19 protein-coding genes are annotated in these 21,934 nt (G+C 45.9%); 14 read left to right on the top strand and 5 right to left on the bottom strand.

The window, feature by feature from the left end; translation table 11 throughout:
• Positions 1 to 78: 78 nt before the first annotated feature.
• From ACO6VG_RS08055 to ACO6VG_RS07990, 14 genes are all read left to right on the top strand, one after another.
• Entirely contained in the window at positions 79 to 675 is a 597-nt protein-coding gene (locus tag ACO6VG_RS08055; protein WP_422136455.1) for an arylesterase, read from the top strand.
• 316 nt (positions 676 to 991) lie between these two features.
• Positions 992 to 2,077, top strand: a complete 1,086-nt coding sequence (locus ACO6VG_RS08050; protein WP_422473435.1) for a hypothetical protein — start codon at positions 992 to 994, stop codon at positions 2,075 to 2,077.
• A 356-nt stretch (positions 2,078 to 2,433) separates the two neighbouring features.
• Positions 2,434 to 3,414, top strand: coding sequence for a hypothetical protein (locus tag ACO6VG_RS08045; RefSeq protein ID WP_422473433.1), 981 nt, complete (start codon positions 2,434 to 2,436; stop codon positions 3,412 to 3,414).
• Positions 3,415 to 3,743: 329 nt separating this feature from the next.
• Positions 3,744 to 4,877, top strand: coding sequence for a hypothetical protein (locus ACO6VG_RS08040; protein WP_422136452.1), 1,134 nt, complete (start codon positions 3,744 to 3,746; stop codon positions 4,875 to 4,877).
• Positions 4,878 to 4,949: 72 nt separating this feature from the next.
• Positions 4,950 to 6,434, top strand: coding sequence for a hypothetical protein (locus ACO6VG_RS08035; RefSeq protein WP_422473431.1), 1,485 nt, complete (start codon positions 4,950 to 4,952; stop codon positions 6,432 to 6,434).
• A gap of 342 nt (positions 6,435 to 6,776) precedes the next feature.
• Positions 6,777 to 7,937 carry a hypothetical protein gene (locus tag ACO6VG_RS08030; RefSeq protein ID WP_422473429.1) on the top strand — a complete coding sequence of 387 codons (1,161 nt, stop codon included), beginning with the start codon at positions 6,777 to 6,779 and terminating at the stop codon, positions 7,935 to 7,937.
• A 225-nt stretch (positions 7,938 to 8,162) separates the two neighbouring features.
• Positions 8,163 to 8,360, top strand: coding sequence for a hypothetical protein (locus ACO6VG_RS08025; protein WP_422442098.1), 198 nt, complete (start codon positions 8,163 to 8,165; stop codon positions 8,358 to 8,360).
• Positions 8,357 to 9,124 carry a hypothetical protein gene (locus ACO6VG_RS08020; RefSeq protein WP_422442096.1) on the top strand — a complete coding sequence of 256 codons (768 nt, stop codon included), beginning with the start codon at positions 8,357 to 8,359 and terminating at the stop codon, positions 9,122 to 9,124. The genes ACO6VG_RS08025 and ACO6VG_RS08020 overlap by 4 nt, the downstream gene beginning before the upstream one ends.
• A 225-nt stretch (positions 9,125 to 9,349) precedes the next feature.
• Positions 9,350 to 10,117: a hypothetical protein gene (locus ACO6VG_RS08015; RefSeq protein ID WP_422473427.1), complete on the top strand. Its 768-nt coding sequence runs from the start codon at positions 9,350 to 9,352 to the stop codon at positions 10,115 to 10,117.
• A 3-nt stretch (positions 10,118 to 10,120) separates the two neighbouring features.
• Positions 10,121 to 10,498: a hypothetical protein gene (locus ACO6VG_RS08010; RefSeq protein WP_422473425.1), complete on the top strand. Its 378-nt coding sequence runs from the start codon at positions 10,121 to 10,123 to the stop codon at positions 10,496 to 10,498.
• Positions 10,499 to 10,732: 234 nt separating this feature from the next.
• On the top strand, positions 10,733 to 11,923 hold the full coding sequence (locus tag ACO6VG_RS08005) for a hypothetical protein (RefSeq protein WP_422136447.1): 1,191 nt from the start codon (positions 10,733 to 10,735) through the stop codon (positions 11,921 to 11,923).
• 565 nt (positions 11,924 to 12,488) lie between these two features.
• On the top strand, positions 12,489 to 13,505 hold the full coding sequence (locus tag ACO6VG_RS08000) for a hypothetical protein (RefSeq protein ID WP_422136446.1): 1,017 nt from the start codon (positions 12,489 to 12,491) through the stop codon (positions 13,503 to 13,505).
• A gap of 409 nt (positions 13,506 to 13,914) precedes the next feature.
• Positions 13,915 to 14,922 (top strand): hypothetical protein, encoded by a 1,008-nt coding sequence (locus tag ACO6VG_RS07995; RefSeq protein ID WP_422473423.1) that lies wholly within the window; start codon positions 13,915 to 13,917, stop codon positions 14,920 to 14,922.
• Between the two features lie 389 nt (positions 14,923 to 15,311).
• Positions 15,312 to 16,526 (top strand): hypothetical protein, encoded by a 1,215-nt coding sequence (locus ACO6VG_RS07990; RefSeq protein WP_422136444.1) that lies wholly within the window; start codon positions 15,312 to 15,314, stop codon positions 16,524 to 16,526.
• A gap of 97 nt (positions 16,527 to 16,623) precedes the next feature.
• Here the strand turns inward: ACO6VG_RS07990 and ACO6VG_RS07985 are convergent, their stop codons facing one another.
• From ACO6VG_RS07985 to ACO6VG_RS07965, 5 genes are all read right to left on the bottom strand, one after another.
• Positions 16,624 to 17,685 (bottom strand): patatin-like phospholipase family protein, encoded by a 1,062-nt coding sequence (locus ACO6VG_RS07985; RefSeq protein ID WP_422139614.1) that lies wholly within the window; start codon positions 17,683 to 17,685, stop codon positions 16,624 to 16,626.
• The gene (locus ACO6VG_RS07980; protein WP_422139613.1) at positions 17,685 to 18,074 is read right to left on the bottom strand and encodes an acyl-CoA thioesterase; all 390 of its coding nucleotides are present in this window, start codon (positions 18,072 to 18,074) and stop codon (positions 17,685 to 17,687) included. The genes ACO6VG_RS07985 and ACO6VG_RS07980 overlap by 1 nt, the downstream gene beginning before the upstream one ends.
• Positions 18,075 to 18,204: 130 nt before the next feature.
• Positions 18,205 to 20,508, bottom strand: a complete 2,304-nt coding sequence (locus tag ACO6VG_RS07975; protein WP_422473421.1) for an MlaD family protein — start codon at positions 20,506 to 20,508, stop codon at positions 18,205 to 18,207.
• Positions 20,505 to 21,158 carry a paraquat-inducible protein A gene (locus ACO6VG_RS07970; RefSeq protein ID WP_422136440.1) on the bottom strand — a complete coding sequence of 218 codons (654 nt, stop codon included), beginning with the start codon at positions 21,156 to 21,158 and terminating at the stop codon, positions 20,505 to 20,507. Before ACO6VG_RS07970 ends, ACO6VG_RS07975 begins: the two co-directional genes overlap by 4 nt.
• On the bottom strand, positions 21,155 to 21,793 hold the full coding sequence (locus ACO6VG_RS07965) for a paraquat-inducible protein A (RefSeq protein WP_422136439.1): 639 nt from the start codon (positions 21,791 to 21,793) through the stop codon (positions 21,155 to 21,157). The genes ACO6VG_RS07970 and ACO6VG_RS07965 overlap by 4 nt, the downstream gene beginning before the upstream one ends.
• Positions 21,794 to 21,934 lie beyond the last annotated feature (141 nt).

The raw sequence follows: 21,934 nt of genomic DNA, 5'->3' as shown, positions 1-21,934 counted from the left end.
AGTTTTCGTTGCCCGCGTTCATATTCGAAGATGACACAACATAGTTTTCTTCGCTTGTGCCTTTTAATACGTTCATGGTTGCTTATCGGATGTTTTGCACTGAGCTGGAGCGCATCCGCTGCCACTGAGAAAACACTGCTGGTTTATGGCGACAGTCTCAGTGCGGCTTACGGTATTGAAATTAATCAAGGCTGGGTTTATTTATTACAGCAAAAAATGCAACAAACCAACCCCGACTGGAAAGTGGTCAATGTCAGTATCAGTGGTGAGACAACAGCAGGAGGCTTGAGTCGGATAAAAACGACACTGGATAAATATAAGCCTGACCTCGTGCTATTGGAATTAGGGGCAAACGACGGACTGCGGGGTACTTCTCTAAAGAGTACGAAACAGAATCTTGAAAAAATGATTAAAATGGCTCAGGCCAAGAAAGTCAGAACCGTCCTTTTTGAGATGCAGATCCCTCCCAATTATGGTCCGCTCTATACCCGTAAATTTACAAATATTTTTCAGGAACTGGGCAAAACCTATAACCTGACTGTTGTGCCTTTCTTTCTGGCAGGAGTAGCGGGTAATAGTGACTTGAATCAGCCCGATGGAATTCACCCAACTGCCGAAGCACAGCCAAAACTGCTCGAAAATGTCTGGACTAGTCTCCAGCCACTCCTGGAGTAAAATTAAATCGCCCGATCTTCTGCCAGCAGGCCTGGGAAAAAGCTGACGCCGGCAAACTCCGATCCTGGACGAGCTCTTCATATCACCGGGTTGGGCGGGACTTAACTTTATTTGAACAAATTTACGGGCTGACAGTTCAAATTTTTAGTCTATGCTCACATTCGTTTTTTTATTAAAGACGGATTCAGACGTGTGTCGTTATTTTATTCATCAATCGAGATGGCTTCTTTCATTGGTTTTGTTATTTAGCCTGCAAGTGCTGGCTGCACCCTGTAAAAATTGCGGCAAAGAGAGCGAGCCCGGTAAGGAAGGGCAAATGTTGTGCCAAACCTGTGACTCCGGAAAACTTACTGCTCCTCCTCCCAGTCCGTCATCCCCCGCTAATGAAGCTTTGCAGGGCTCGGCTGCTATAAAGAACGCCATTGAGCCAACGACCGATGAGATACCTGCGCCCCCGTCATCACCCTTCAGGATTTTGTTGGTGAATGATGAAAATGAAGATGTGTTGAATGCCCGGATTCAACTCAGCGACGAGACTTTCGATGCTTTTGATCACAAAGATGACAATGCATATACAACACTTTCCAAATTGCTTGCTCGGTATATGACAAAGATTGCCGGGAAAATGAATCTGAATGAACTGGAAATGACTTTCCAGGAAGAGCATCACAATCGTAAGAAAAAGGAGGGGCTGGATTATCAACACCGGCATGATTGTCTGGTATTTTTCATCCGTCAATTTCATAAGCAAATAAGGGGGCGGTTTAAGGAAGAGCAAACGGGGATGATGCAAAAACTGCATCAGGCAGCGCTTGGTGCAGGAGCTGCAGAAACAGAAAAGAGGCCAATCCATGAAAAGGCAAGAGCTTTGACTCGTGAGAGCGCCACGAAAATAGAACCACCTGAATGGCCTGACCTGTCAGGTATGGGAATGACTCTCCTGCTCAGTACTGAATTTCAGAACGAGCAACTGATGATGGATCTTACTTCTGTTTTTCAGGCTATTCAGGAAGGAAATATGATACAGCTGATTATTACTCTAATGGTGGCAGCAGATGGGGGTAATCAGGCTGCCGCAGGCATACCTACCTGGTTGATGCTTGGTGCTATTATTCCCGACCCTGCTATGAACGGTGATACAGAGTCTGCGGACATGCACCTGTTAATCGGAACCCAGCAGCCACTGCATGTTAATCAACAAAATTTAATGAACGTACTCATAGCTACAATAGAGATAGTGGGTCAAAACGAGCAAAATGCTGATTTATCTTTACACTTTTTTCAGAGCCTTCAAATGAATATTCAAGATAACGAAGATCCTCTATCATCAATCCCCAATATCGAGAATTCGATTAATCCTAATCTTCCCGTTAGCGGATTTGCCACCAAGCAAGGCCTTTAGAAGAGTCCCTCACATCATCGGGTCGGACGGGACTCAACTTTATTTGAACAAATTTTCGGGCTGGCAGTTCAAAATTTTAGTCTATGCTCACATTCGTTTCTTTATTAAGGAAGGGTTTAGATGTGCATCATTATTTTATTCATCAATTGAGATGGCTTCTTTCATTTATTTTGTTATTTAGCATACAAGTGTCGGCTAACCCCTGTAAAAATTGTGGCGAAGAGAGCGAGCCCGGTAAGGATGGGCAAATGTTTTGCCAAACCTGTGATTCCGGAAAACTTACTTATCCAGCCCTCAGTCGGTCATCCCACACTAATAAACGTTTGAAACGCTCCGCAGCTAAAAAGAGCGCCACCATGACAACGAACGATGAGATACCTGCCCCCTCATGTTTAGATCCGTTACCCTTCAGGATCTTGTTAGCGAAAGATGAAAATGAAGACGTGTTGGTGGCTCGAGTTCAAGTCACTGATAAGACTATGGACGCTTTTGAGCGGAAAGATGGCAAAGCATATACTAAGGCTCTTGCCAAGTTGCTCGCTATGATTATGGACAAGATTGCCAGAAACATGAAGGTGGATCAACTGGACATGAGTTTCGAGGATGAGCATCACGGTCATAAGAGAAAGGAGCAGTGGGATCATCGACACTGGCATAAGTCCCTGGCATATTTTATCTATCAATGTGAAAAGCAAATGAAGCGTCGGGGTGAGGAAGAGCAAACAGGGATGATGCAAAAGCTGCATCAGGCAGCGCTTGGTGCAGGAGCTGCAGAGACAGAAAAGAGACCAATCCATGAAAAGGCAAGAGCTTTGACTCGTGAGAGCGTCATGAAAATAGAACCACCTCAATGGCCTGACCTGTCAGCTATGGGAATGACTCTCTTGCTTAGTACTGAGTTTCAGAACGACCAACTGATGATGGATCTCAGTTCTGTTTTTCAGGCTATTCAGGAAGGAAATATGATACAGCTGATTATTACTCAAAACGTGGCAGCAGATGAGGGCAATCAGGCTGCCGCAGTCATACCTACCTGGTTGATGCTTGGCGCTATTATTCCCGACCCTGCTATGAACGTTGATACAGAGTCTGCGGATATGCACCTGTTAATCGGAACCCAGCAGCCACTGCTTGTTAATCAACAAAATTTAATGAACGTACTCGTAGCCACAATAGAGATAGCGGGTCAAAACGAGCAAAATGCTGATTTATCTTTACACTTTTTTCAGAGCCCTCAAATCAATATTCAGGTTAACGAAGATCCTCTATCATCAATCCCCAACATCGAGAATTCGATTAATCCTAATCTTCCCGTTAGCGGATTTACCACCAAGTAAAGCCTTTTGACGTCGGAATAAGACAATAACGGCAATCATCAGACACTTAGGAGTCAGAAGACGTTTGTTCTGCTGACTCTTCTCTACGCTGACAGCGATTAAACCGTCTGCCAGACTGACGCGCAACCTCTGGTCAGTTACAGAGTCTTCAAAGCAATTTTTTTTTCGCCGTTCGCCGGTAATGGTTTCTGCGGAAGTTTCCTGCTTTTTCAAATTGGAAATCGGGTTCACCTCCAAGCTCATTTCATATTGGAGGAGACTTTTTGGCTGGCAGTGCAAAATTTTAATCTAAGCTCAAGTTCGGTCTTTCATTAAGAGCGAATTGAGATATGCATTATTATTTTATTCATCAATCGAGATGGCTTTCTTTATTCGTTTTGTTATCCAGCCTGCAAGTGCTGGCTACACCCTGTAAAAATTGCGGCAAAGAAATTGAGCACGGGAAGGACGAACAAATGTTCTGTCGAACCTGTGATTCCGGCAAGTCTGCTTCTCCGCCTCTTGATCCGTCATCCTCCGCTGATCAAAGTTTGAAAAGCTCTGCAGCTAAAAACGCCACCGGAGCAACGAACTCCGAGAAACCTTTTCCCGAGTTTTTACCTTTCAGGATCTTGTCGTTTGACGCGGATGAAAATGATGATGTGCTTGTTGTTGAAGCTCAATTGAGTGGCTTGGCTATCGATGCTTTTGAGCGAGGAAATGGCGATGCATTGGCTGAGTATATTGCTCAAAGTCAGATAAATCTTGCTGGTCATATGAAGGTGGATCATCTGAAAATCAAGTTTGTGGAGGGGACTCGACTGCAACAAATATCGAAGATGGTGGAGCAAAAGCAAAAGCAGTTGGAGCTCGCGCAAAAAATTCACCAGGCAGTGCTCAGTGCAGGAGCTGCTGAAGGAACAAAAATAGTAAAGATGCCAATCCATGAAAGGGTAGAAAATCTGACTAGTGAAAGAGCCGCGAAAATAGACCCATCTCAATGGCCGGACCTGTCAGATATGGGAATGGTCCACCTGCTCACTGCTGAGTTTCAGAATTCCCCACTGATGATGGATCTTACTTCTGTTTTTCAAGCTATTCAGCAAGGAAACATGATACAGCTGATCATTACTCGAATGGCGGTAGCAGATGAGGGCAATAAGACTGCCGAAGGCACAGTTACGCCTCTGATATTCGCCGCTATTATTCCAAACCCTTTTATGGCAGGTCAAACAAAGTCTGCAGATATGCATCTGTTATTGGGAAGCCCGCCACTGCATGTTAATCAAGATAATTTAATGAACGCACTCACAGCCGTTATGAATGTAGTCAGTGAACACGAGCACAATGCTGATTTATCTTTACACTTTTTTCTTAGCCCTCAAATCAACATTCAGGATAACGGAGATCCACTGTCATCAATCCCCAATATTGAGAATTCTATTAATCCTAATTTTCCTGTTAGCGGATTTGCCACTAAGTAAGGCCTTTTGACGTCGGAATAAGACAATAACTGCCATCATCACACATTTAGGAGTCAGAAGACGTTTGTTCTGATGACTCTGTTCTATACTGACGGGATGGTTGGGCGGGACTGGCCTTTCTTTAAGCGATTTTCTGGCTGGAAAGGCGAAATTTTAGTCTATGCTCACATTCGTTTCTTATTAAGGACTGATTGGGATATGCATCCTTATTTTATTCATCAATCGAGATGGCTCTTTTTATCTGTTTTATTATTTAGCCTGCAAGTGCTGGCTACCCCCTGCAGGAATTGCGGCAAAGAAAGTGAGCCCGGTAAGGATGGGCAAATGTTCTGCCAAACCTGTGATTCCTGGAAGTCTGCTTTTCCACCACCTGATCCGTCATCCTCCGCTGATGAAGGTCTGAAAAGCTCTGCAGCTCAAAATACCAGCGGAGCAACGAACTCTGAGATACCTGCTCCCGAGTTATATCCGGTAAACTATAATTTCCTGTTCTTAGAGAAGGACGACAATGATGAGTTAATTGCCCGAGTTCAAATCGGTAGCATGCTTGTTTATGCCGCTGAGCGGGAAGATAGCGATTTGCATGCCACATTAGCTGAGCTAATTGCTCTGGATCTCATAAATCTTTACGATCTCATTAAGTTGGATATTCTGAAATTTGAGCGGGAAGATGACGATTACGATGTGTATGCCACATTGGCAGATCTAATTGCTCTGAATCTCATAGATCTTTACGATCTCATTAAGTTGGATGTTCTGAAAGTTGAGCGGGAAGAGGGAGGCTCCCCAACGTTATTGGATAAGCGGGAGGATAGGGACCGTCTGCAAAACCTGTTGGGAATAGTGGAGCAAGCACAAAAGCTATTGGAGGTAGCGGGGCAAGGGCAAAAGCAATTGGGGAGGTTAAAGCTGAGGCAAACGCAGTTGAAGTTCTTGTTAAAACTGCATCAGGCGTTGCTTAGTGAAGATACTGTTTCAGTGAGACTAATAAAGACACCAATCCATGAAAAGGCAGAATCTCTGAGTCGTAAAATAGCTGCGGAAATAGACCCATCTCAATGGCCGGACTTGTCAGATATGGGAATGGCTCACCTGCTCAGTGCTGAGTTTCAGAATTCACCACTGACGATCGATCTTACTTCTGTTTTTAACGCTATTCAGCAAGGAAATATGGTACAGCTGATCGTTACTCAAACGACGGTAGCAGATGAAGGCAATCAGGCTGAAGCAGGCACAGTGATGCCCGTGATGCCCGTGATGCCCGTGATGCATGGCGCTATTATTCCAAACCCTTTTATGAACGCTCAAACAGTGCCTATAAATATGCATCTGTTATTGGGAACCCTGCCACTGCATGTTAATCAAGATAATTTAATAAACACACTTACAGCCATTATGAAGATACTCGCTGAAAACGAGCACAATTTATCCTTACACTTTTTTCTGCCCCCCCAAGCGTATATTCAGGATAACGAAGATCTTCTATTATCAATCCCCGATATCGAACATTCGATTAATCGTAATCTTCCCGATAGCGCATTGTCGCCGAAGCTGTAACAAGACTATCAGTGCAATCATCACAGACTCAGGAGTCAGAAGACGTTTGTTCTGATGACTCTGTTCTATGCTGACGGGATGGTTGGGCGGGACTGGCCTTTCTGCAAGTTGCAACGTAGTCAGAGTGCCTGAACAATAATTCAGAAAATATGATTTCGTATGGTTGAATACTTAGTCTATGCTCACATTCGTTTCTTATTAAGGGCTGATTGAGATATGCATCCTTATTTTATTCATCAATCGAGATGGCTCTTTTTATCTGTTTTATTATTTAGCCTGCAAGTGCTGGCTACCCCCTGCAGGAATTGCGGCAAAGAGAGTGAACCCGGTAAGGATGGGCAAATGTTCTGCCGAACCTGTGATTCCGGGAAACTTACTTCTCCACCTCCCAGTCCGTTATCCACTATTGATAAAGGTTTGAAAAGATCCGCAGCCAGAATGAATGCCACTGAGGCGACGAACGATGAGTTATCTGCTCACTCAGAGTCAGATTCGTCACCCTTCGGGATCTGGGTAATGAGTGATGAAAATGAAGATCTGTTGAATGTTCAAGTTGAAGTCAGTGACAGGACTGTAGATGCTTTTGAGCGAAAAGATGGCAATGCATATGCCAAGTCACTTGCTAAAGTACTTGCTCAGAATATGGCAAAGATTGCCAGAAACCTGAAGGTGAATCAGCTGGACATCAGTTTCAAGGAGGAGCATCACTGTCATCAGAAAAAGGAGAGGCGAGATCATCAACATCTGCATAAGTCCCTGGCATTTTTTATACGTCACTTTCAAAAGCAGTTAGAGGTGCAGGATAATCAAGAACTGCATAACTCCCTGGCATTTTTTATACGTGACTTCAAGCAGATGGAGGTGCGGGATCAGCTGCAAGAGCAGCAGGAGATGATGCAAAAACTGCATCAGGCAGCGCTTGGTTCAGGCGCTATAGAGAAAGAAAAGATGCCAATCCATGAAAAGGCAATAGCTTTGACTCGCGAAAGAGCCACGAAAATAGACCCATCTCAATGGCCAGACCTGTCAGATGCGGGAATGACTCTCCTGCTCAGTATTAAGTATCAGAATGACCTGCTGATGATGGATCTTACTTCTGTTTTTCGGGCTATCCAGGAAGGAAATATGATACAGCTTATCGTTACTCAAAGGGTGGCAGCAGATGAGGGTAATCAGGCTGCCGCAGGCACAACCAGGCTGTTCATGCTTGGCGCAATTATGCCAGCTCCTGCTACAGACGATGATACAGTGTCTATGGATATGCACGTGTTAATCGGGACCCAGCAGCCACTGCATGTTAATCAACAAAATTTAATGAACATACTCATAGCCGCTAAGGAGGTGGCTGGTGAATACGAGCACGGTGCCGATTTATCTTTATACTTTTTTCTAAGCCCTCAAATCAATATTCAGATTAACGAAGATCCTCTATCATCAATCCCCGATATCGAACATTCGATTAATCGTAATCTTCCTGATAGCGCATTGTCACCGAAGCTGTGAGAGGACAATAAGTGCAATCATCACAGACTCAGGAATCAGAAGACGTTTGTTCTGATGACGTGATTTGACCACATCATGAATTAACCTTCGCTCCCGGAAGAGCCCCTCAAATCATCGGGCCGGACGGGACGAGCCTTTCTTTAAGAAATTTTCCGGCTGTGAAGGAAAATTTTTAGTCTAAGCTCAGATTCGTTTTTCTATTAAAGGCGGATTGAGATATGCATCATGATTTTATTCATCAATCGCGATGGCTCTTTTTATCTGTTTTGTTATTTAGCCTGCAAGTGTCGGCTACCCACTGTAAGCTTTGCAGCAAAGAGAGCGAGCCCGGTAAAGATGGGCAAATGTTCTGCCAAACCTGTGATTCCGGAAAGTCTGCTTCTCCACCCCATGATCCGCCATCCTTCTCTGATGAAGGTTTGAAAAGCTCTGCCGCCGAAAAGAAGGCCACCGAAGCAACAAACGATGAGATACCTGCTCAGGACAAGACGAACATTTTAGAGTTCAGGGAGCTGTGGAAAGAGTTGATGGACTCGTGGGCTCCGCTGCAAGCACAGCCGGAGATGATGCAAAGGCTGCATCAGGCAGAACTTAGTGCAGGAGCTACAGAGACAGAAAGGATGCCAATCCATGAAAAGGTAAGAGCTTTGATCCGTAAGAGACACTCGAAAGAAAACCGATTTAAATCGTCGAACATGTCATATATGAAAAAGGTTTATCTGCTCAGTGTCGGGTTTCAGAATTCACAACTGGCGATGGATCCTGCTTCTGTTTTTCAGGTTATTCAGAGAGGAGATATGATACAACTGAGCATTTCTGCTCAAATGGTGGCAGCAGATGCGGGCAATCAGGTTGCCGCAGCCGCCACAACCAGGCTGCTGGAGATTCATGGAGCTATTATTCCAGACCCTGCTACGGAGGGTGATGCAGAGTCTACAGATATGCACCTGTTCATCGGAACCCAGCAGCCGCTGCGTGTAAATCAACAAAACCTAATGAGCGTACTCACAGCCACCATGGAGGTAGTTGCTGAAAACTCGCACAATAATGATGCATCTCTACACTTTCATTTGATCCCACAAACGTCTATTCCACCCGACGAAGATCCTCTACTGCCATCCTCCAATATCGAAGATTGGATCAATCGTAATCTTCCCGATAGCGGATCTGCCACTGATCAGTTGTGACGCTGGAATAAGACAATAACTGCAACCATCACAGACTCAGGAGTCAGAAGATGTTTGTTCTGATGACGCGATTTGACCACATCATAAATTGACCTCAGATCCCGGAAGCGCCCTCATATCATCGGGTTAGGCAGGACTAGCCTTTCTTTAAGAAGCTTTCTGACTGGAAAGGAAAAACTTTAGTCTAAGCTCAGATTCGTTTTTCTATTAAAGGCAGATTGAGATATGCATCATAATTTTATTCATCTATCGCAATGGCTCTTTTTATCTGTTTTGTTGTTTAGCCTGCAAGTGTCGGCTACCCCCTGTAAGAATTGCGGCAAAGAGAGCGAGCCCGGTGAAGATGGGCAAATGTTCTGTCAAAACTGTGATTCCGGAAAGTCTGCGTCTGCGCCTTCTGGTCCGTCATCCTCCGCTGATGAAGATTTAAAAAGCTCTGCAGCCGGAAAGAACGCCACCGGAGCAACGAACGATGAGATACCTGATTCCCCTGATTTGAATACGTCGAGGTATAGCGTCTTGTTATTGAAGGAAGGAAATGTGTTGATGAGTCAAGTTAAAATCAGTGAAGCGGCTGTGGCTGCTGCCGAGGGGGAAGGAGGCAATGCATTTGCCAGGGAATTTGCCAAGACAATTGCTGAGAATCTGTTAACCATTGCTCGCAGCACCAATACCGATCATATGATAGTTGATACCGTGGAGATGCGTGATCAAATGCAAGAGCGAATGGTGTTGCGGGATCAGCAGAAAAATAAGATGACGATTTTTCCAAGACTACATCAGGCACAGCTTTGTGCAGGAGCTGAAGAGACAAAAAGGATACCAATCCATGAGAGGGCAGAGGCTTTGACTCATCAGAGAGCGGGGAAAATAGCGCTATCTCAATGGCCAATCCCGTCAGATACGGGAATGATTCACCTGCTCAGTGCAGGGTTTCAGAATTCCCGACTGATGATGGATCTTACTTCTGTTTTTAAGGCTATTCAGGAATGAGATATGGTACAGCTGATCATTACTCGAACAGTGACAGATGAGAGCAACCAGGCTGCCGCAGGCACAGCCAGACCTACGATGCTTGGATCTATTATTCCAGCCCCCACTATGAACGATCATACAGAGTCTTCGGATATGCACCTGTTAATGGGGCCCCGGCCAGTGCGTGTTAGTCAACATAATTTAATGAACGTACTCATAGCTATTATGAAAGTGCTTGATGAAAACGAGCACAATGCTCATTTATCCTTGCACTTTTTTCTGATCCCTCAAACGTATATTCAGGATAACGAAGATCCTCTGACATCAATCTCCGATATCGAAAGTTCGATTAATCCTAATCTTCCTGTTGCCGGATTTGCCAATGATAAGCCACTGTGACGCTGGAATAAGACAATCAGTGTCAACATCACAGACTCAGAAGTCAGAAGACGTTTGTTCTGCTGATTCTGACAGTGCGGTTTGACCGCATCATAAACTGATCTCTGATCCCGGGCGAGCTGTCATATTATCGGTTTGGGCTGAGCTTGCCTTTCTTTAAGACATTCCCTGGCTTGCAGTGCAAAATTTTAGTCTATGCTCAAATTCGTTTTTTTATTAAAGGCGAATTAGTGTATGCATCATTATTTTATTCATCAATCGAGATGGCTTTCTTTATTTGTTTTGTTACTTAGCGCGCAGGTGCTGGCTGCACCTTTTACCTGTGAGAGGTGCGGCAAAGAGTTTTTCTGCCGAACCTGTGATTCCGGGAACTCTACTTCTACACCTTCTGGTCCGTCATCCTGTGCTTATAAAGATATGAAAAGCTCTGCAGCTAAAAACACCAGCGGAGCAACGAACTCTGAGAGACCTGATCTCGAAGAGTTTTATCTGCCAGCCTACAGATTCTCGTCGGTAGAGAAAGGTGAAAATGGTGATTCGTTGATTGTTCAAGTTAAAGTCCGAGAGAGTGTTATTGATGCTATCGAGCGGGCAGCAGTAGAGAAAGAAGGCGATGCATGTACCAAGTCATTGGCTGAGCTAATTGCTTCTAAGCTTGTAGCTATTGGCAATCACAGCAAGATAGATCATGTGAATTTTAAGTTGGATGAGGGGGATCAGGAACGTCTGCCAAAGCTATTTGAGATGGTGGGGCAAAAGCAAAAGCAGATCGAGTTCTCGAAAAAAATGTTTATGGCAGCGCATGGTTCAGAAGTCGAACGGACAATAATGCGAAGGAGTACAATCCATAAAAGATTAGAGGCTCTGACTCGTGAAAGAGCCGCGAATATAGACCCATCTCAATGGCCAAACCTGTCGTATATGGGAATGACTCACCTGCTCACTGCTGAGTTTCAGAACGCCTCACTGATGTTCGATCTTACTGCTGTTTTTCAAGCTATTCAGGAAGGAAATATGATACAGCTGATCATTACTCAAACGCTTGCAGCAGATGAGGGCAATCAGGCTGCCGCTGGCACAGTCACGCCGGTGATGCTTGCAGCTCTTATTGAAGGCCCCACTCAGCGCCGTGATCAAGCAGAGTCTCCGAATGTTCATCTGGTATGGGGAACCCCGCCAATGATTTATAATGATATGAACTTGCCCCCGCCACTGCGTTTTAATCAACATGATTTAATGGATGCACTCACAGCCATTATGAGTGTGGTCAGTGAATACGAGCAAAATGCTGATTTATCTTTACACTTTTTTACGACGCCTCAAACGTATATTCAGAATAACGAAGATCCTCTATTATCAATCCCCAATATCGAACATTCGATTAATCGTAATCTTCCCGATAGCGCATTTTCAGCGAAGATGTAATAAGACTAAGTACCTGGCCAGTTGGTTTCGCATATTCTGGCGAGTGGATTTTTTCATCCTTCAAGGCGCAACGACGGGCGCGTAGCCGTAGCTACGCAACCAGAGTTGGAACGCAGAAGGATGGAAAAAGCCGCCGTCCAGAATATGTGAAACCAACTGGTTAGGTACTTACTAAATGCAATCCTCACAGACTCAGGAGTCAGGAGACGTTTGTTCTGCTGAGTCTGACAGTGCGGTTTGACCGCATACTAACCTCTGATCCTGGGCGAGCTGTCGTATTATCGGTTCGGGCTGAGCTTGCCTTTCTTTATGAAATGCCCTGGCTTGCAGTGCAAAATTTTAGTCTATGCTCATATTCGTTTTTTTATTAAGGGCGCATTGGTATATGCATCTTTATTTTATTCATCAATCGAGATGGCTTTCTTTATTTGTTTTGTTACTTAGCGTGCAAGTGCTGGCTTCCCCCTGTACCTGTGAGAGGTGCGGCAAAGAGCTTTTCTGCCGAACCTGTGATTCCGGGAACTCTACTTCACCTTCTGGTCCGTCATCCTCTGCTGATGAAGATATGAAAAGCTCTGCAGCTAAAAACACCACCGGAGCAACGAACTCTGAGATACCTGATCCCGAGGCGTTTGATCCGATACCCTATAGATTCTCGGCGGTAGAGAAGGGTGAAAATGGTGATTCGTTGATTGTCCAGGTTAAAGTCCAAAGTAGGGTTATTGATGCTATCCAGCGTGCAGAAACACAAGAAGATGGCGATGCATCTTCCAAGGGATTGGCTGAGCTAATTGCTTCTAATCTTGTAGATATGAGCAATATCAGAGGGATAGATCATGTCAATTTTAAGTTAGATGAGGGGGATCAGGAACGTCTGCCAAAGCTATTTGAGATGGTGGAGCAAAAGCAAAAGCAGATGGAGTTCCTGGAAAAAATGTATCTGGCAGCGTGCAGTGCGGGAGCCGGACAGACACTAATGTTAAAGACGCCAATCCATTTTAGGGTAGAGGCTCTGTCTCGTGAAAGAGCGGCGAAAATAGACCCATCTCAATGGCCAGACCTGTCATATATGGGAATGACTCACCTGCTCACTGCTGAGTTTCAGAACGCCTCACTGATGATCGATCTTACTGCTGTTTTTCAAGCTATTCAGGAAGGAAATATGATACAGCTGATCATTACTCAAACGGTTGCAGCAGATGAGGGCAATCAGGCTGCCGCTGGCACAGTCACGCCGGTGATGCTTGCAGCTATTATTCCAGAAGCCTTCAATCGTTACAGCAGCTGTTCAGAGTCCACGAATATTCATCTGGTATGGGGAACCCCAGCAATGCTTTTTAATGATATACACCTGCCTCTGCCACTGCATTTTAATAATCAACATAGTAATTTAATGAATGCACTCACAGCCATTATGAATGTGGTCAGTGAATACGAGCAAAATGCTGATTTATCTTTACACTTTTTTGTGGCTCCTCAAACGTATATTCAGAATAACGAAGATCCTCTATTATCAATCCTCAATATCGAACATTCGATTAATCGTAATCTTCCCGATAGTGCATTTTCAGCGAAGATGTAACAAGACTATAAATGCAATCATCACAGACTCAGGCGTCAGAAGACGTTTGTTCTGCTGATTCTGACAGTGCGGTTTGACCGCATCATAAACTGACCTCTGATCCTGGGCGAGCTGTCATATTATCGGTTTGGTCTGAGCTTGCCTTTCTTTAAGAAATTCCCTGGCTTGCAGTGCAAAATTTTAGTCTATGCTCATATTCGTTTTTTTATTAAGGGCGAATTGAGATATGCATCATTATTTTATTCATCAATCGAGATGGCTTTCTTTATTTGTTTTGTTACTTAGCGTGCAAGTGCTGGCTGCACCCGGTACCTGTAAGAGGTGCGGCAAAGAGGTGTTCTGCCGAACCTGTGATTCCGGGAACTCTACTTCTCCACCTTCTGGTCCGTCATCCTCTGCTGATGAGGACATGAAAAGCTCTGCAGCTAAAACCACCGGAGCAACGAACTCTGAGACACCTAATTCCGTGGAGTTATATCTGAAACCCTATAGATTCTTGTCGGTAAAGAGGGAAAATGATGACACGTTGATAGTTCAATTTAAAATCAGAGACTGGGCTATTGATGATATCGAAAGGGCGGAAACAGAAGAAGATGGCGATGCATGTGCCATGGCATTTGCTGAGCAAATGGCTTCTAATCTTGTAGATATGCGCAATATCATCAAAGGGATAAATCATGTCAATTTTGAGTTGGAGGAGGGGGATCAGGAACGTCTGCCAAAGCTATTTAAGATGGTGGAGCAAAAGCAAAAGCAGATCGAGTTCTTGCAAAAAATGTATCTGGCAGCGCTTGGTGCAGAAGACGAACGAGCAATAACGTTTAGAAGGTGGACAATCCATGAAAGAGTAGATGCTCTGACTCGTGAAAGAGCCGCGAATATAGACCCATCTCAATGGCCGGACCTGTCGTATATGGGAATGACTCACCTGCTCACTGCTGAGTTTCAGAACGCCTCACTGATGTTCGACCTTACTGCTGTTTTTCAGGCTATTCAGGAGGGAAATATGATACAGCTGATCATTACCCGAATGGCGGCTGCAGATGAGGGCAATCAGGCTGCCGCTGGCACAGTCACGCCCGTGATGCTTGCAGCTCTTATTGAAGACCCCACTCAGCGCCGTGATCAAGCAGAGTCTCCGAATGTTCATCTGGTATGGGGAGCCCTGCCAATGATTTATCATGATGAGAACCTGCCCCCGCCACTGCGTTTTAATCAACATGATTTAATGGATGCACTCACAGCGATTATGAATGTGGCCAGTGAATACGAGCAAAATGCTGATTTATCTTTACACTTTTTTGTGGCTCCTCAAACGTATATTCAGAATAACGAAGATCCTCTATCATCAATCCCCGATATCGAACATTCGATTAATCGTAATCTTCCCGATAGTGCATTTTCAGCGAAGATGTAACAAGACTAAGTACCTGGCCAGTTGGTTTCGCATATTCTTGCGAGTGGATTTTTTCATCCTTCAAGGCGCAACGGCGGGCGCGTAGCCATAGCTACGCAACCAGAGTTGGAACGCAGAAGGATGGAAAAAGCCGCCGTCCAGAATATGTGAAACCAACTGGTTAGGTACTTATAAATGCAATCATCACAGACTCAGGCGTCAGAAGACGTTTGTTCTGCTGATTCTGACAGTGCGGTTTGACCGCATCATAAACTGACCTCTGATCCTGGGCGAGCTGTCATATTATCGGTTTGGTCTGAGCTTGCCTTTCTTTAAGAAATGCCCTGGCTTGCAGTGCAAAATTTTAGTCTATGCTCATATTCGTTTTTTTATTAAGGGCGAATTGGGATATGCATCATTATTTTATTCATCAATCGAGATGGCTTTCTTTATTTGTTTTGTTACTTAGCGCGCAAGTGCTGGCTTCCCCCTGTACCTGTAAGAGGTGCGGCAAAGAGCTTTTCTGCCGAACCTGTGATTCCGGGAACTCTACTTCTCCTCCTTCCGGTCCGTCATCCTCTGCTGATGAAGATATAAAAAGCTCTGCAGCTAAAAACACCACCGGAGCAACGAACTCTGAGATACCTGATCCCGAGGCGTTTGATCCGATACCCTATAGATTCTCGTCAGTAGAGAAGGGTGAAAATGGTGATTCGTTGATTGTCAAGGTTAAAGTCCGAGGCAGGGTTATTGATGCTATCCAGCGTGCAGAAACAGAAGAAGATGGCGATGCATCTACCAAGGGATTGGCTGAGCTAATTGCTTCTAATCTTGTAGATATGAGCAATCTCAGAGAGATAGATCATGTCAATTTTACGTTGGATGAGGGGGATCAGGAACGTCTGCCAAAGCTATTTGAAATGGTGGAGCAGAAGCAAAAGCAGATGAAGTTCCTGGAAAAAATGTATCTGGCAGCGCGTAGTGCGGGAGCCGGACAGACAGTAATGTTAAAGACGCCAATCCATGTCAGGGTAGAAGCATTGTCTCGTGAAAGAGCGGCGAAAATAGACCCATCTCAATGGCCGGACCTGTCATATATGGGAATGACTCACCTACTCACTGCTGAGTTTCAGAACGCCTCACTGATGTTCGATCTTACTGCTGTTTTTCAAGCTATTCAGGAAGGAAATATGATACAGCTGATCGTTACTCGAATGGCGGTGGCCGATGCGGGTAATCAGGCTGCCGCTGGCACAGTCACGCCGGTGATGCTTGCAGCTATTATTCCAGAAGCCTTCAATCCTTGCAGCAGCTGTTCAGAGTCTACCAATGTTCATCTGGTATGGGGAACCCCAGCAATGCTTTTTAATGATCTACACCTGCCTCTGCCACTGCATTTTAATAATCAACACAGTAATTTAACGAATGCACTCACAGCCATTATGAATGTAGTCAGTGAAAACGAGCACAATGCAGATTTATCTTTACACTTTTTTATGAGCCCTCAATCGTATATTCAGAATGACGGAGATCGCCCTGTATCGTGTGAAATCTATCACAACCCTTCGCTTTATCTTGGTCTTCCCGTCAGTGAAGTTGCCGTTGATAGTGGAATAAAACAATAAGCGCAATCATCACAGGTTCGGGAGCCAGAAGACGTTTGTTCTGCTGATTCCTTTGAATGGTAAACTATGACTTTCGGTGCCATTCTGACCTCTCTTCTTAAAGAGGTTTGACTTTCTGTCGAATCTTTCCTGTTTCGATAGCTTCCAGAAAAGCGTCTCCCAATCTGTCACTTTCTTTAATGACTTTTTGCCAGTACTTAACCCTTTCATCAAAAGAAAAGGTTTTAAAATCGGTTCTGTCCGGAATTTTGCCATAGGGAAGTTTGCTGACAAAGGATTCAGAAGGGTACACCAAAACCAGCTTGTCACAGTGTTCAATGGCCGGTTTTCGCCACCTCAGGCTTTTATCAAACCAGCCAGGCACGATTCGTTGATAGAAGTGAGGGTAAAGAATCAGGCCCTCTCCCTTCGGAAATGCCATGTCAAAATGGTAGTCTGTGATGCCGCCATCCCGATACACACCTTTCGGGGCACCGGCAATATTCCGCACCCCTTCCATCGCCAGAGGAATTGATCCGGAAGCCATAATGACATCCAGCATATTCTCTTCGGATAAAGAAACCCTCTCTGTTGGCAGGTTGTCCATTTTGTAGAACGGAGCATTGGCATCAGGATGATGGAAAAGCGTTCTGGTAAAAAAAGCCCCCAGTGTTTTGCGGCTGAATGTATTGCCGATTGCTGCAAGGCTGAGTCCCGAGAGCTGTTTCAGGTTCACATCGCTTTTGATAAGCCCCCGGCTCTTGGCTGCAATCAGGTTAAATCTTATGACCCCATTGGCAAGAATCTCGTTTGCTCCATTCTCACCCAACATGTCCCGGGCCAGAACCCGGCACTTTCGGCTGACCTCCGCAGCATCTGGCTCTATTGAATACTCTGTCAGCAAGTAACCCTGTTCAAGCCGGTGGTGAGCTTCGAGGGCATTTTCCTGAGCATAACAACTGAGGCGCCACGCTCCCGCAGACGTGCCTAAGAGGTTCAGGGGCTGCTGTCTGTCTTTAAAATATTCACCGATCAGACACTTGTCCAGACCTGTTAACACGAACCATTTGGGGCCGCCTGAAGCCCCCAGCATGATATCAATACCGGACTGGGGAAGACCTTCATCTCGTATTTTTTCCAGAGCTGTGGAACCGGCCCTGATTTCAAAGACATCAGTCATTACTGAACGTGCTCTAACAACGCTTGCCGGATATCTTCAGGAATGGAAGTCGCTTTTCCGGCTGCAAAATCATAATGAATCACCACCGCCTTGCCACGTGCCGCCAGAACGTTGTTCTGCCAGGCTTCATGATGGATATGCATGGATGAATTACCCACCTTTTCAAGACAGGTTCTGATCTCGACGTCAGCCCCGTACTTTAGCTCTGCAGTATAATCCACTTCAATTCTGGCAATAATCAGTCGCCAGCTTTCTGTATCGAGACCGGGAGTAAACAGACGACAAATCGGCTCTCTGGCCTGTTCAAACCAGACGGGCAGAACCGTGTTATTGATATGCCCGAGGGCATCTGTCTCACAAAACCGGGGAGCAAGGGTATGCAGGTACATCAGTGTTCTTCTTTATAATTGGAAACCTGGCTATGAATAGACTGCAATGGCTTCCTGCTGTCAGTATTATTGTTTAAACAGTTTTCTATGATGCCTGCATGAGAAAAAGATGCAAATAATCGTTCTGGAGCTATTCAGGGTAGACGATGGCAGGAGCCCATTTCAGCCATTCAGCTTGCGGTTCATCCGCCAGCTCGAACGAAGTTTCAGGAGCAACCCTGTGTCCCTGCTCCGGCGTCGCAAAGGCAACGCCACCCGCCAGAACCGCTTCGAGGGATTCCGTTCGAAGCCTGGCACCACTGAACAAACCAAAATTGAAATCCACGCCACTGGCATTCCAGAATCGGCTTTTATGGGTTACCAGCGGCGCGTAGCGATCTTCGATGTTGAGAAAAATAATGACTTTGTTGGCAGGGTTACCCAACTTGAATCCGGTAACCACGCCTACCGGAATCTCCCGGTAATAAACGGGATTACCCGGTTTAATGGAACCCAGCTGAGCACTGACCAAGCGAATACGCAGACCACCAGAACGAGGCTGATCATCAGGCGCTCTTGGGTCTGCAACAAAAACATCACGCTTGGCAGCAGCCTGGGAGCGTGCTGGCGACACGTCGATATAAAGACCTGTCAACAAGGTTTCCAGGTGAGCTGTGTTGGTGAGACCCAGTTTAGGTTTAACCAGCCAGAACCTGGAACCTTTGCGAGCCAGCCAATCAGCGCCTCCATTGAGTAAGACGCTGGCTTTTATGGCTTTTTTGGCATCATCCAGATTAAGTTCTGTCACCTTTCCCATCTCCAGACCCTTGTACTTCAGTCGTGTACCTACCTGAAGGCCATCCGCCGATTCAAATTGAATATGTATCACCTTGCCGGTTTCACTTGCCCGGTTAATATCGTCATACAAAACAAACCTGGTTTTATTGGCAACTTTGGCTGCATCAGGGTTTGGGGTTTTAAATGCAATGCCTCCTGAAATCATAGAGTTGAGTGTTCCTGTCCTGACTTTGAATCCCTGCAACCCACCTTCCAGAGTTACACCGCTGATATTCCAGAAAAGCGTGCTTTTATTCACGAGATGTTGATATTTGGGCTTGATCAATATTTTGATCACCACTTCCTGTTTTCCCAGCGTGTAGGACTCCACTTCACCAACAGGCATTTTTCTGTAGAGGACAGGGCTACCCTGATTCAGACCTTCAAGTGAGTCAGCCCTGAGCTCAAGGTGTAAGCCCGGAGAAGATGGTGAAGCCGGAGGCTTGGTGGCCAGACCCATAAAATCTGTTTCCGGTTCGGCATTTTTCATATCAACCTGACTGACATCCATAGCGATATAGCGGCCAGCCAATAAGGTCTCCAGGCCGGTGATGCCTTTGAGGTTTATTTGTGGTGCCACCATCCAGAAACGGGCACCTTTTACCAGAATGTTCCTGGCTTCAGGACGAATAACGGCCTCTGCAATAATGGCTGAGTAATCCTCATTAAACGACGTATTCTTGATAACGCCCACTTCCATACCATGAAACAGTATTTTTGATTTTTCCTGGCCAAGAGCGACATCCAGAGGGAACTTAATAGAAATACGAATTCCCGCTTCCGCTGCGTCATAATCGTCGTACAAAGGAAAGCGGGTGCCATCGGATGCTTTCGGTTCTTTTTCCTCCCATTCCGGAGTGTAAAGAGCGACCCCGCCCTGGATAATGGAAATCAACGACTGGGTTCTGACCTTCAGGTGCGTCAGACCTCCGGAAATATCCACCCCTCCCGCATTCCAGAAACGGGTATTTTTTCTTACCAGATGAGTGAACATCGGTTTGATGTAAACATGGACATCGACTCTTTCGTTATCCGGGGAGAGAGCGTAACGAGTCACTTCGCCAACCTTCAGACGGCGATAATAGACCGGACTTCCCTCCTGCACAGAGGACAACTCCTCAGCCTGAAGTACCAGGCTCAGCCCACCTTCTTCTATGCCCGGCGTGGGTGGTGAATTCAGCGCCAGGAAGGATAGCTGCCTTTCCCCCTTCTCGGAGGGCTTAAAAGCGATGTAGTTGCCAGAGACCAGAGTATCCAGACCGGACACGCCCGCTACAGAAAGTTGGGGCTGAACCAGCCAGAACTGACTGTTATCTCTGAGATATTTCTGCATCTGCCGATCCATTTCCAGCTCGACATCGACACCTTCAAGGTCTTTCGTCATGGTCATTCGAGCAACTTTACCTACCGCCAAACCGTTGTACCTGACTTCTGTTTTGCCTACTTGCATGCCTTTGGCACTGTCAAAATGAACGTGAACTTCCAGACCGTGTTGATAAAGTGTTCTCCAGATCAGAAAGGCAACTATCATCAGAGCAATCAGGGGCAGCAGCCAGATAGCCGGAACACGACGACGCTCTTTCAGATCAGCGTTCACAGCGATCTTTTCATCGCTCATTGTTGATCTCCTTTCAGACTGAACGGCCTTGACCGGTCCCAAAGCAATCTGGGGTCAAAACTCATTGCCGCGCACATGGTCAACACCACCACTGCAGCAAACGCAAAAGCCGCAGGACCCGCCGTGACAGTGCCCAGGTGCCCGAACTGCACCAGTGCGACGAGAAGGGAAATAATAAAAATATCCAGCATGGACCAGCGGCCAATCCAGATAATCAATCGATACAAGGCAGTCTGACGACCCGGGTTGATCCTTCTTGTATGCACACAAACCAGCAGCCATACCATGCCCAAAAGTTTCATCAAAGGGACCAGGATACTCGCTGTAAAAACCAGCAGCGCAATGGGTGCCATACCATGATGTATCAGTTCCATAACCCCCGACATGATCGTATCCGGCCTGCTGCGCCCAAAACGACTTACGATCATTATCGGCAGCATGTTTGCAGGTATGTAGAGCAGCGCGGCGGTGAGGGTTAGAGCCCAACAACGGGACAGGCTGTCTTTTTTTCTGGATCGCACTTTACTGCCACAACGGGGACACCGGACATCTTCTGCCTGACAAACCCTGTGGCAATCCAGACAGAGTTTTATCCCACAATCAGCACCGCTGGACATCGGGCCAGGTTGCTCCGAATCCGATGCAGTCATTCATCCTCTCCCAGCATTGTCCAGATCTCATGCTCGTTCAGGTTCTGGGCAATAATCAGTTCGCAGAGCATCAGTCCGGCAAAGCAATATAACCCTGTACCTATCTGCACGCTGGCCATATCTGCCAGTTTGATGACCGCGACCAGCGCACCCAGAAAATAGATTTCCGTCATGCCCCACTCTTGCAGGCGGGTATAAAGTCTCAGCAAACTTCTGGATATTCTGCGCCCCCGGCTAGTGATGGCAGATACAATGATTTTAAGCAGAATCAAAAGGCGAAACAGAGGAATCAGTATGGCAGACAGGAGCACCAGCAAAGCTATAGCACCATAATCCCCTTGATAGAGAGCAGCAACACCTCCGCAAATCGTGCTTTGCTGCTCATTTCCCAGAATATCCATGGATAGAACAGGGTAATAATTGGCCGGTATAAACAGAATTAAGCCAGTCACAACCAGAGCCAGACAACTCTGGATACCTGCAGGGCGGTGAGACTCCAGCACACAGCCGCATCGGGGGCATACAGCCTGCTGCCGACAGGCCGGGTCATGATTGAAGACCGGGGTATTTATCATCAGATCACAGTCAGGACAAAGCCTGATGCCTGAATCAAAACTCGTCTCTTTTTTAACCATATAGGTATATCTGGGGAAGAAACTGAACAAATTCTGCCATATAATCTGCCAGTGAATTTTAGCTGTTCTGATTGCCTTGTCTCTATATCGGCAGCACGAACCAGTACTACGCCCCAGAGCTCCCTGAGAGGCGTTAATAAC

It is taken from the genome of Endozoicomonas sp. ALB032 (assembly GCF_049310125.1).
In the GTDB taxonomy this organism is placed as follows: Bacteria; Pseudomonadota; Gammaproteobacteria; order Pseudomonadales; family Endozoicomonadaceae; genus Endozoicomonas_A.
The sequence above is the reverse complement of the archived record's forward strand: the minus strand, read 5'-3'. Positions and strand labels throughout refer to the sequence as shown.

What these genes read in the sequence shown, in the direction of transcription:
- ACO6VG_RS08015 (WP_422473427.1), top strand. Translation starts at nt 9,350, where the DNA reads ATGCATCATAATTTTATTCATCTATCGCAATGGCTCTTTTTATCTGTT.
- ACO6VG_RS07985 (WP_422139614.1), bottom strand. Translation starts at nt 17,685, where the DNA reads ATGACTGATGTCTTTGAAATCAGGGCCGGTTCCACAGCTCTGGAAAAA.
- ACO6VG_RS07970 (WP_422136440.1), bottom strand. Translation starts at nt 21,158, where the DNA reads ATGACTGCATCGGATTCGGAGCAACCTGGCCCGATGTCCAGCGGTGCT.
- ACO6VG_RS08010 (WP_422473425.1), top strand. Translation starts at nt 10,121, where the DNA reads ATGGTACAGCTGATCATTACTCGAACAGTGACAGATGAGAGCAACCAG.
- ACO6VG_RS07990 (WP_422136444.1), top strand. Translation starts at nt 15,312, where the DNA reads ATGCATCATTATTTTATTCATCAATCGAGATGGCTTTCTTTATTTGTT.
- ACO6VG_RS08005 (WP_422136447.1), top strand. Translation starts at nt 10,733, where the DNA reads ATGCATCATTATTTTATTCATCAATCGAGATGGCTTTCTTTATTTGTT.
- ACO6VG_RS08050 (WP_422473435.1), top strand. Translation starts at nt 992, where the DNA reads ATGTTGTGCCAAACCTGTGACTCCGGAAAACTTACTGCTCCTCCTCCC.
- ACO6VG_RS07995 (WP_422473423.1), top strand. Translation starts at nt 13,915, where the DNA reads ATGAAAAGCTCTGCAGCTAAAACCACCGGAGCAACGAACTCTGAGACA.
- ACO6VG_RS07980 (WP_422139613.1), bottom strand. Translation starts at nt 18,074, where the DNA reads ATGTACCTGCATACCCTTGCTCCCCGGTTTTGTGAGACAGATGCCCTC.
- ACO6VG_RS08035 (WP_422473431.1), top strand. Translation starts at nt 4,950, where the DNA reads ATGACTCTGTTCTATACTGACGGGATGGTTGGGCGGGACTGGCCTTTC.
- ACO6VG_RS08030 (WP_422473429.1), top strand. Translation starts at nt 6,777, where the DNA reads ATGTTCTGCCGAACCTGTGATTCCGGGAAACTTACTTCTCCACCTCCC.
- ACO6VG_RS08025 (WP_422442098.1), top strand. Translation starts at nt 8,163, where the DNA reads ATGATTTTATTCATCAATCGCGATGGCTCTTTTTATCTGTTTTGTTAT.
- ACO6VG_RS08000 (WP_422136446.1), top strand. Translation starts at nt 12,489, where the DNA reads ATGAAAAGCTCTGCAGCTAAAAACACCACCGGAGCAACGAACTCTGAG.
- ACO6VG_RS08045 (WP_422473433.1), top strand. Translation starts at nt 2,434, where the DNA reads ATGACAACGAACGATGAGATACCTGCCCCCTCATGTTTAGATCCGTTA.
- ACO6VG_RS07965 (WP_422136439.1), bottom strand. Translation starts at nt 21,793, where the DNA reads ATGGTTAAAAAAGAGACGAGTTTTGATTCAGGCATCAGGCTTTGTCCT.
- ACO6VG_RS07975 (WP_422473421.1), bottom strand. Translation starts at nt 20,508, where the DNA reads ATGAGCGATGAAAAGATCGCTGTGAACGCTGATCTGAAAGAGCGTCGT.
- ACO6VG_RS08040 (WP_422136452.1), top strand. Translation starts at nt 3,744, where the DNA reads ATGCATTATTATTTTATTCATCAATCGAGATGGCTTTCTTTATTCGTT.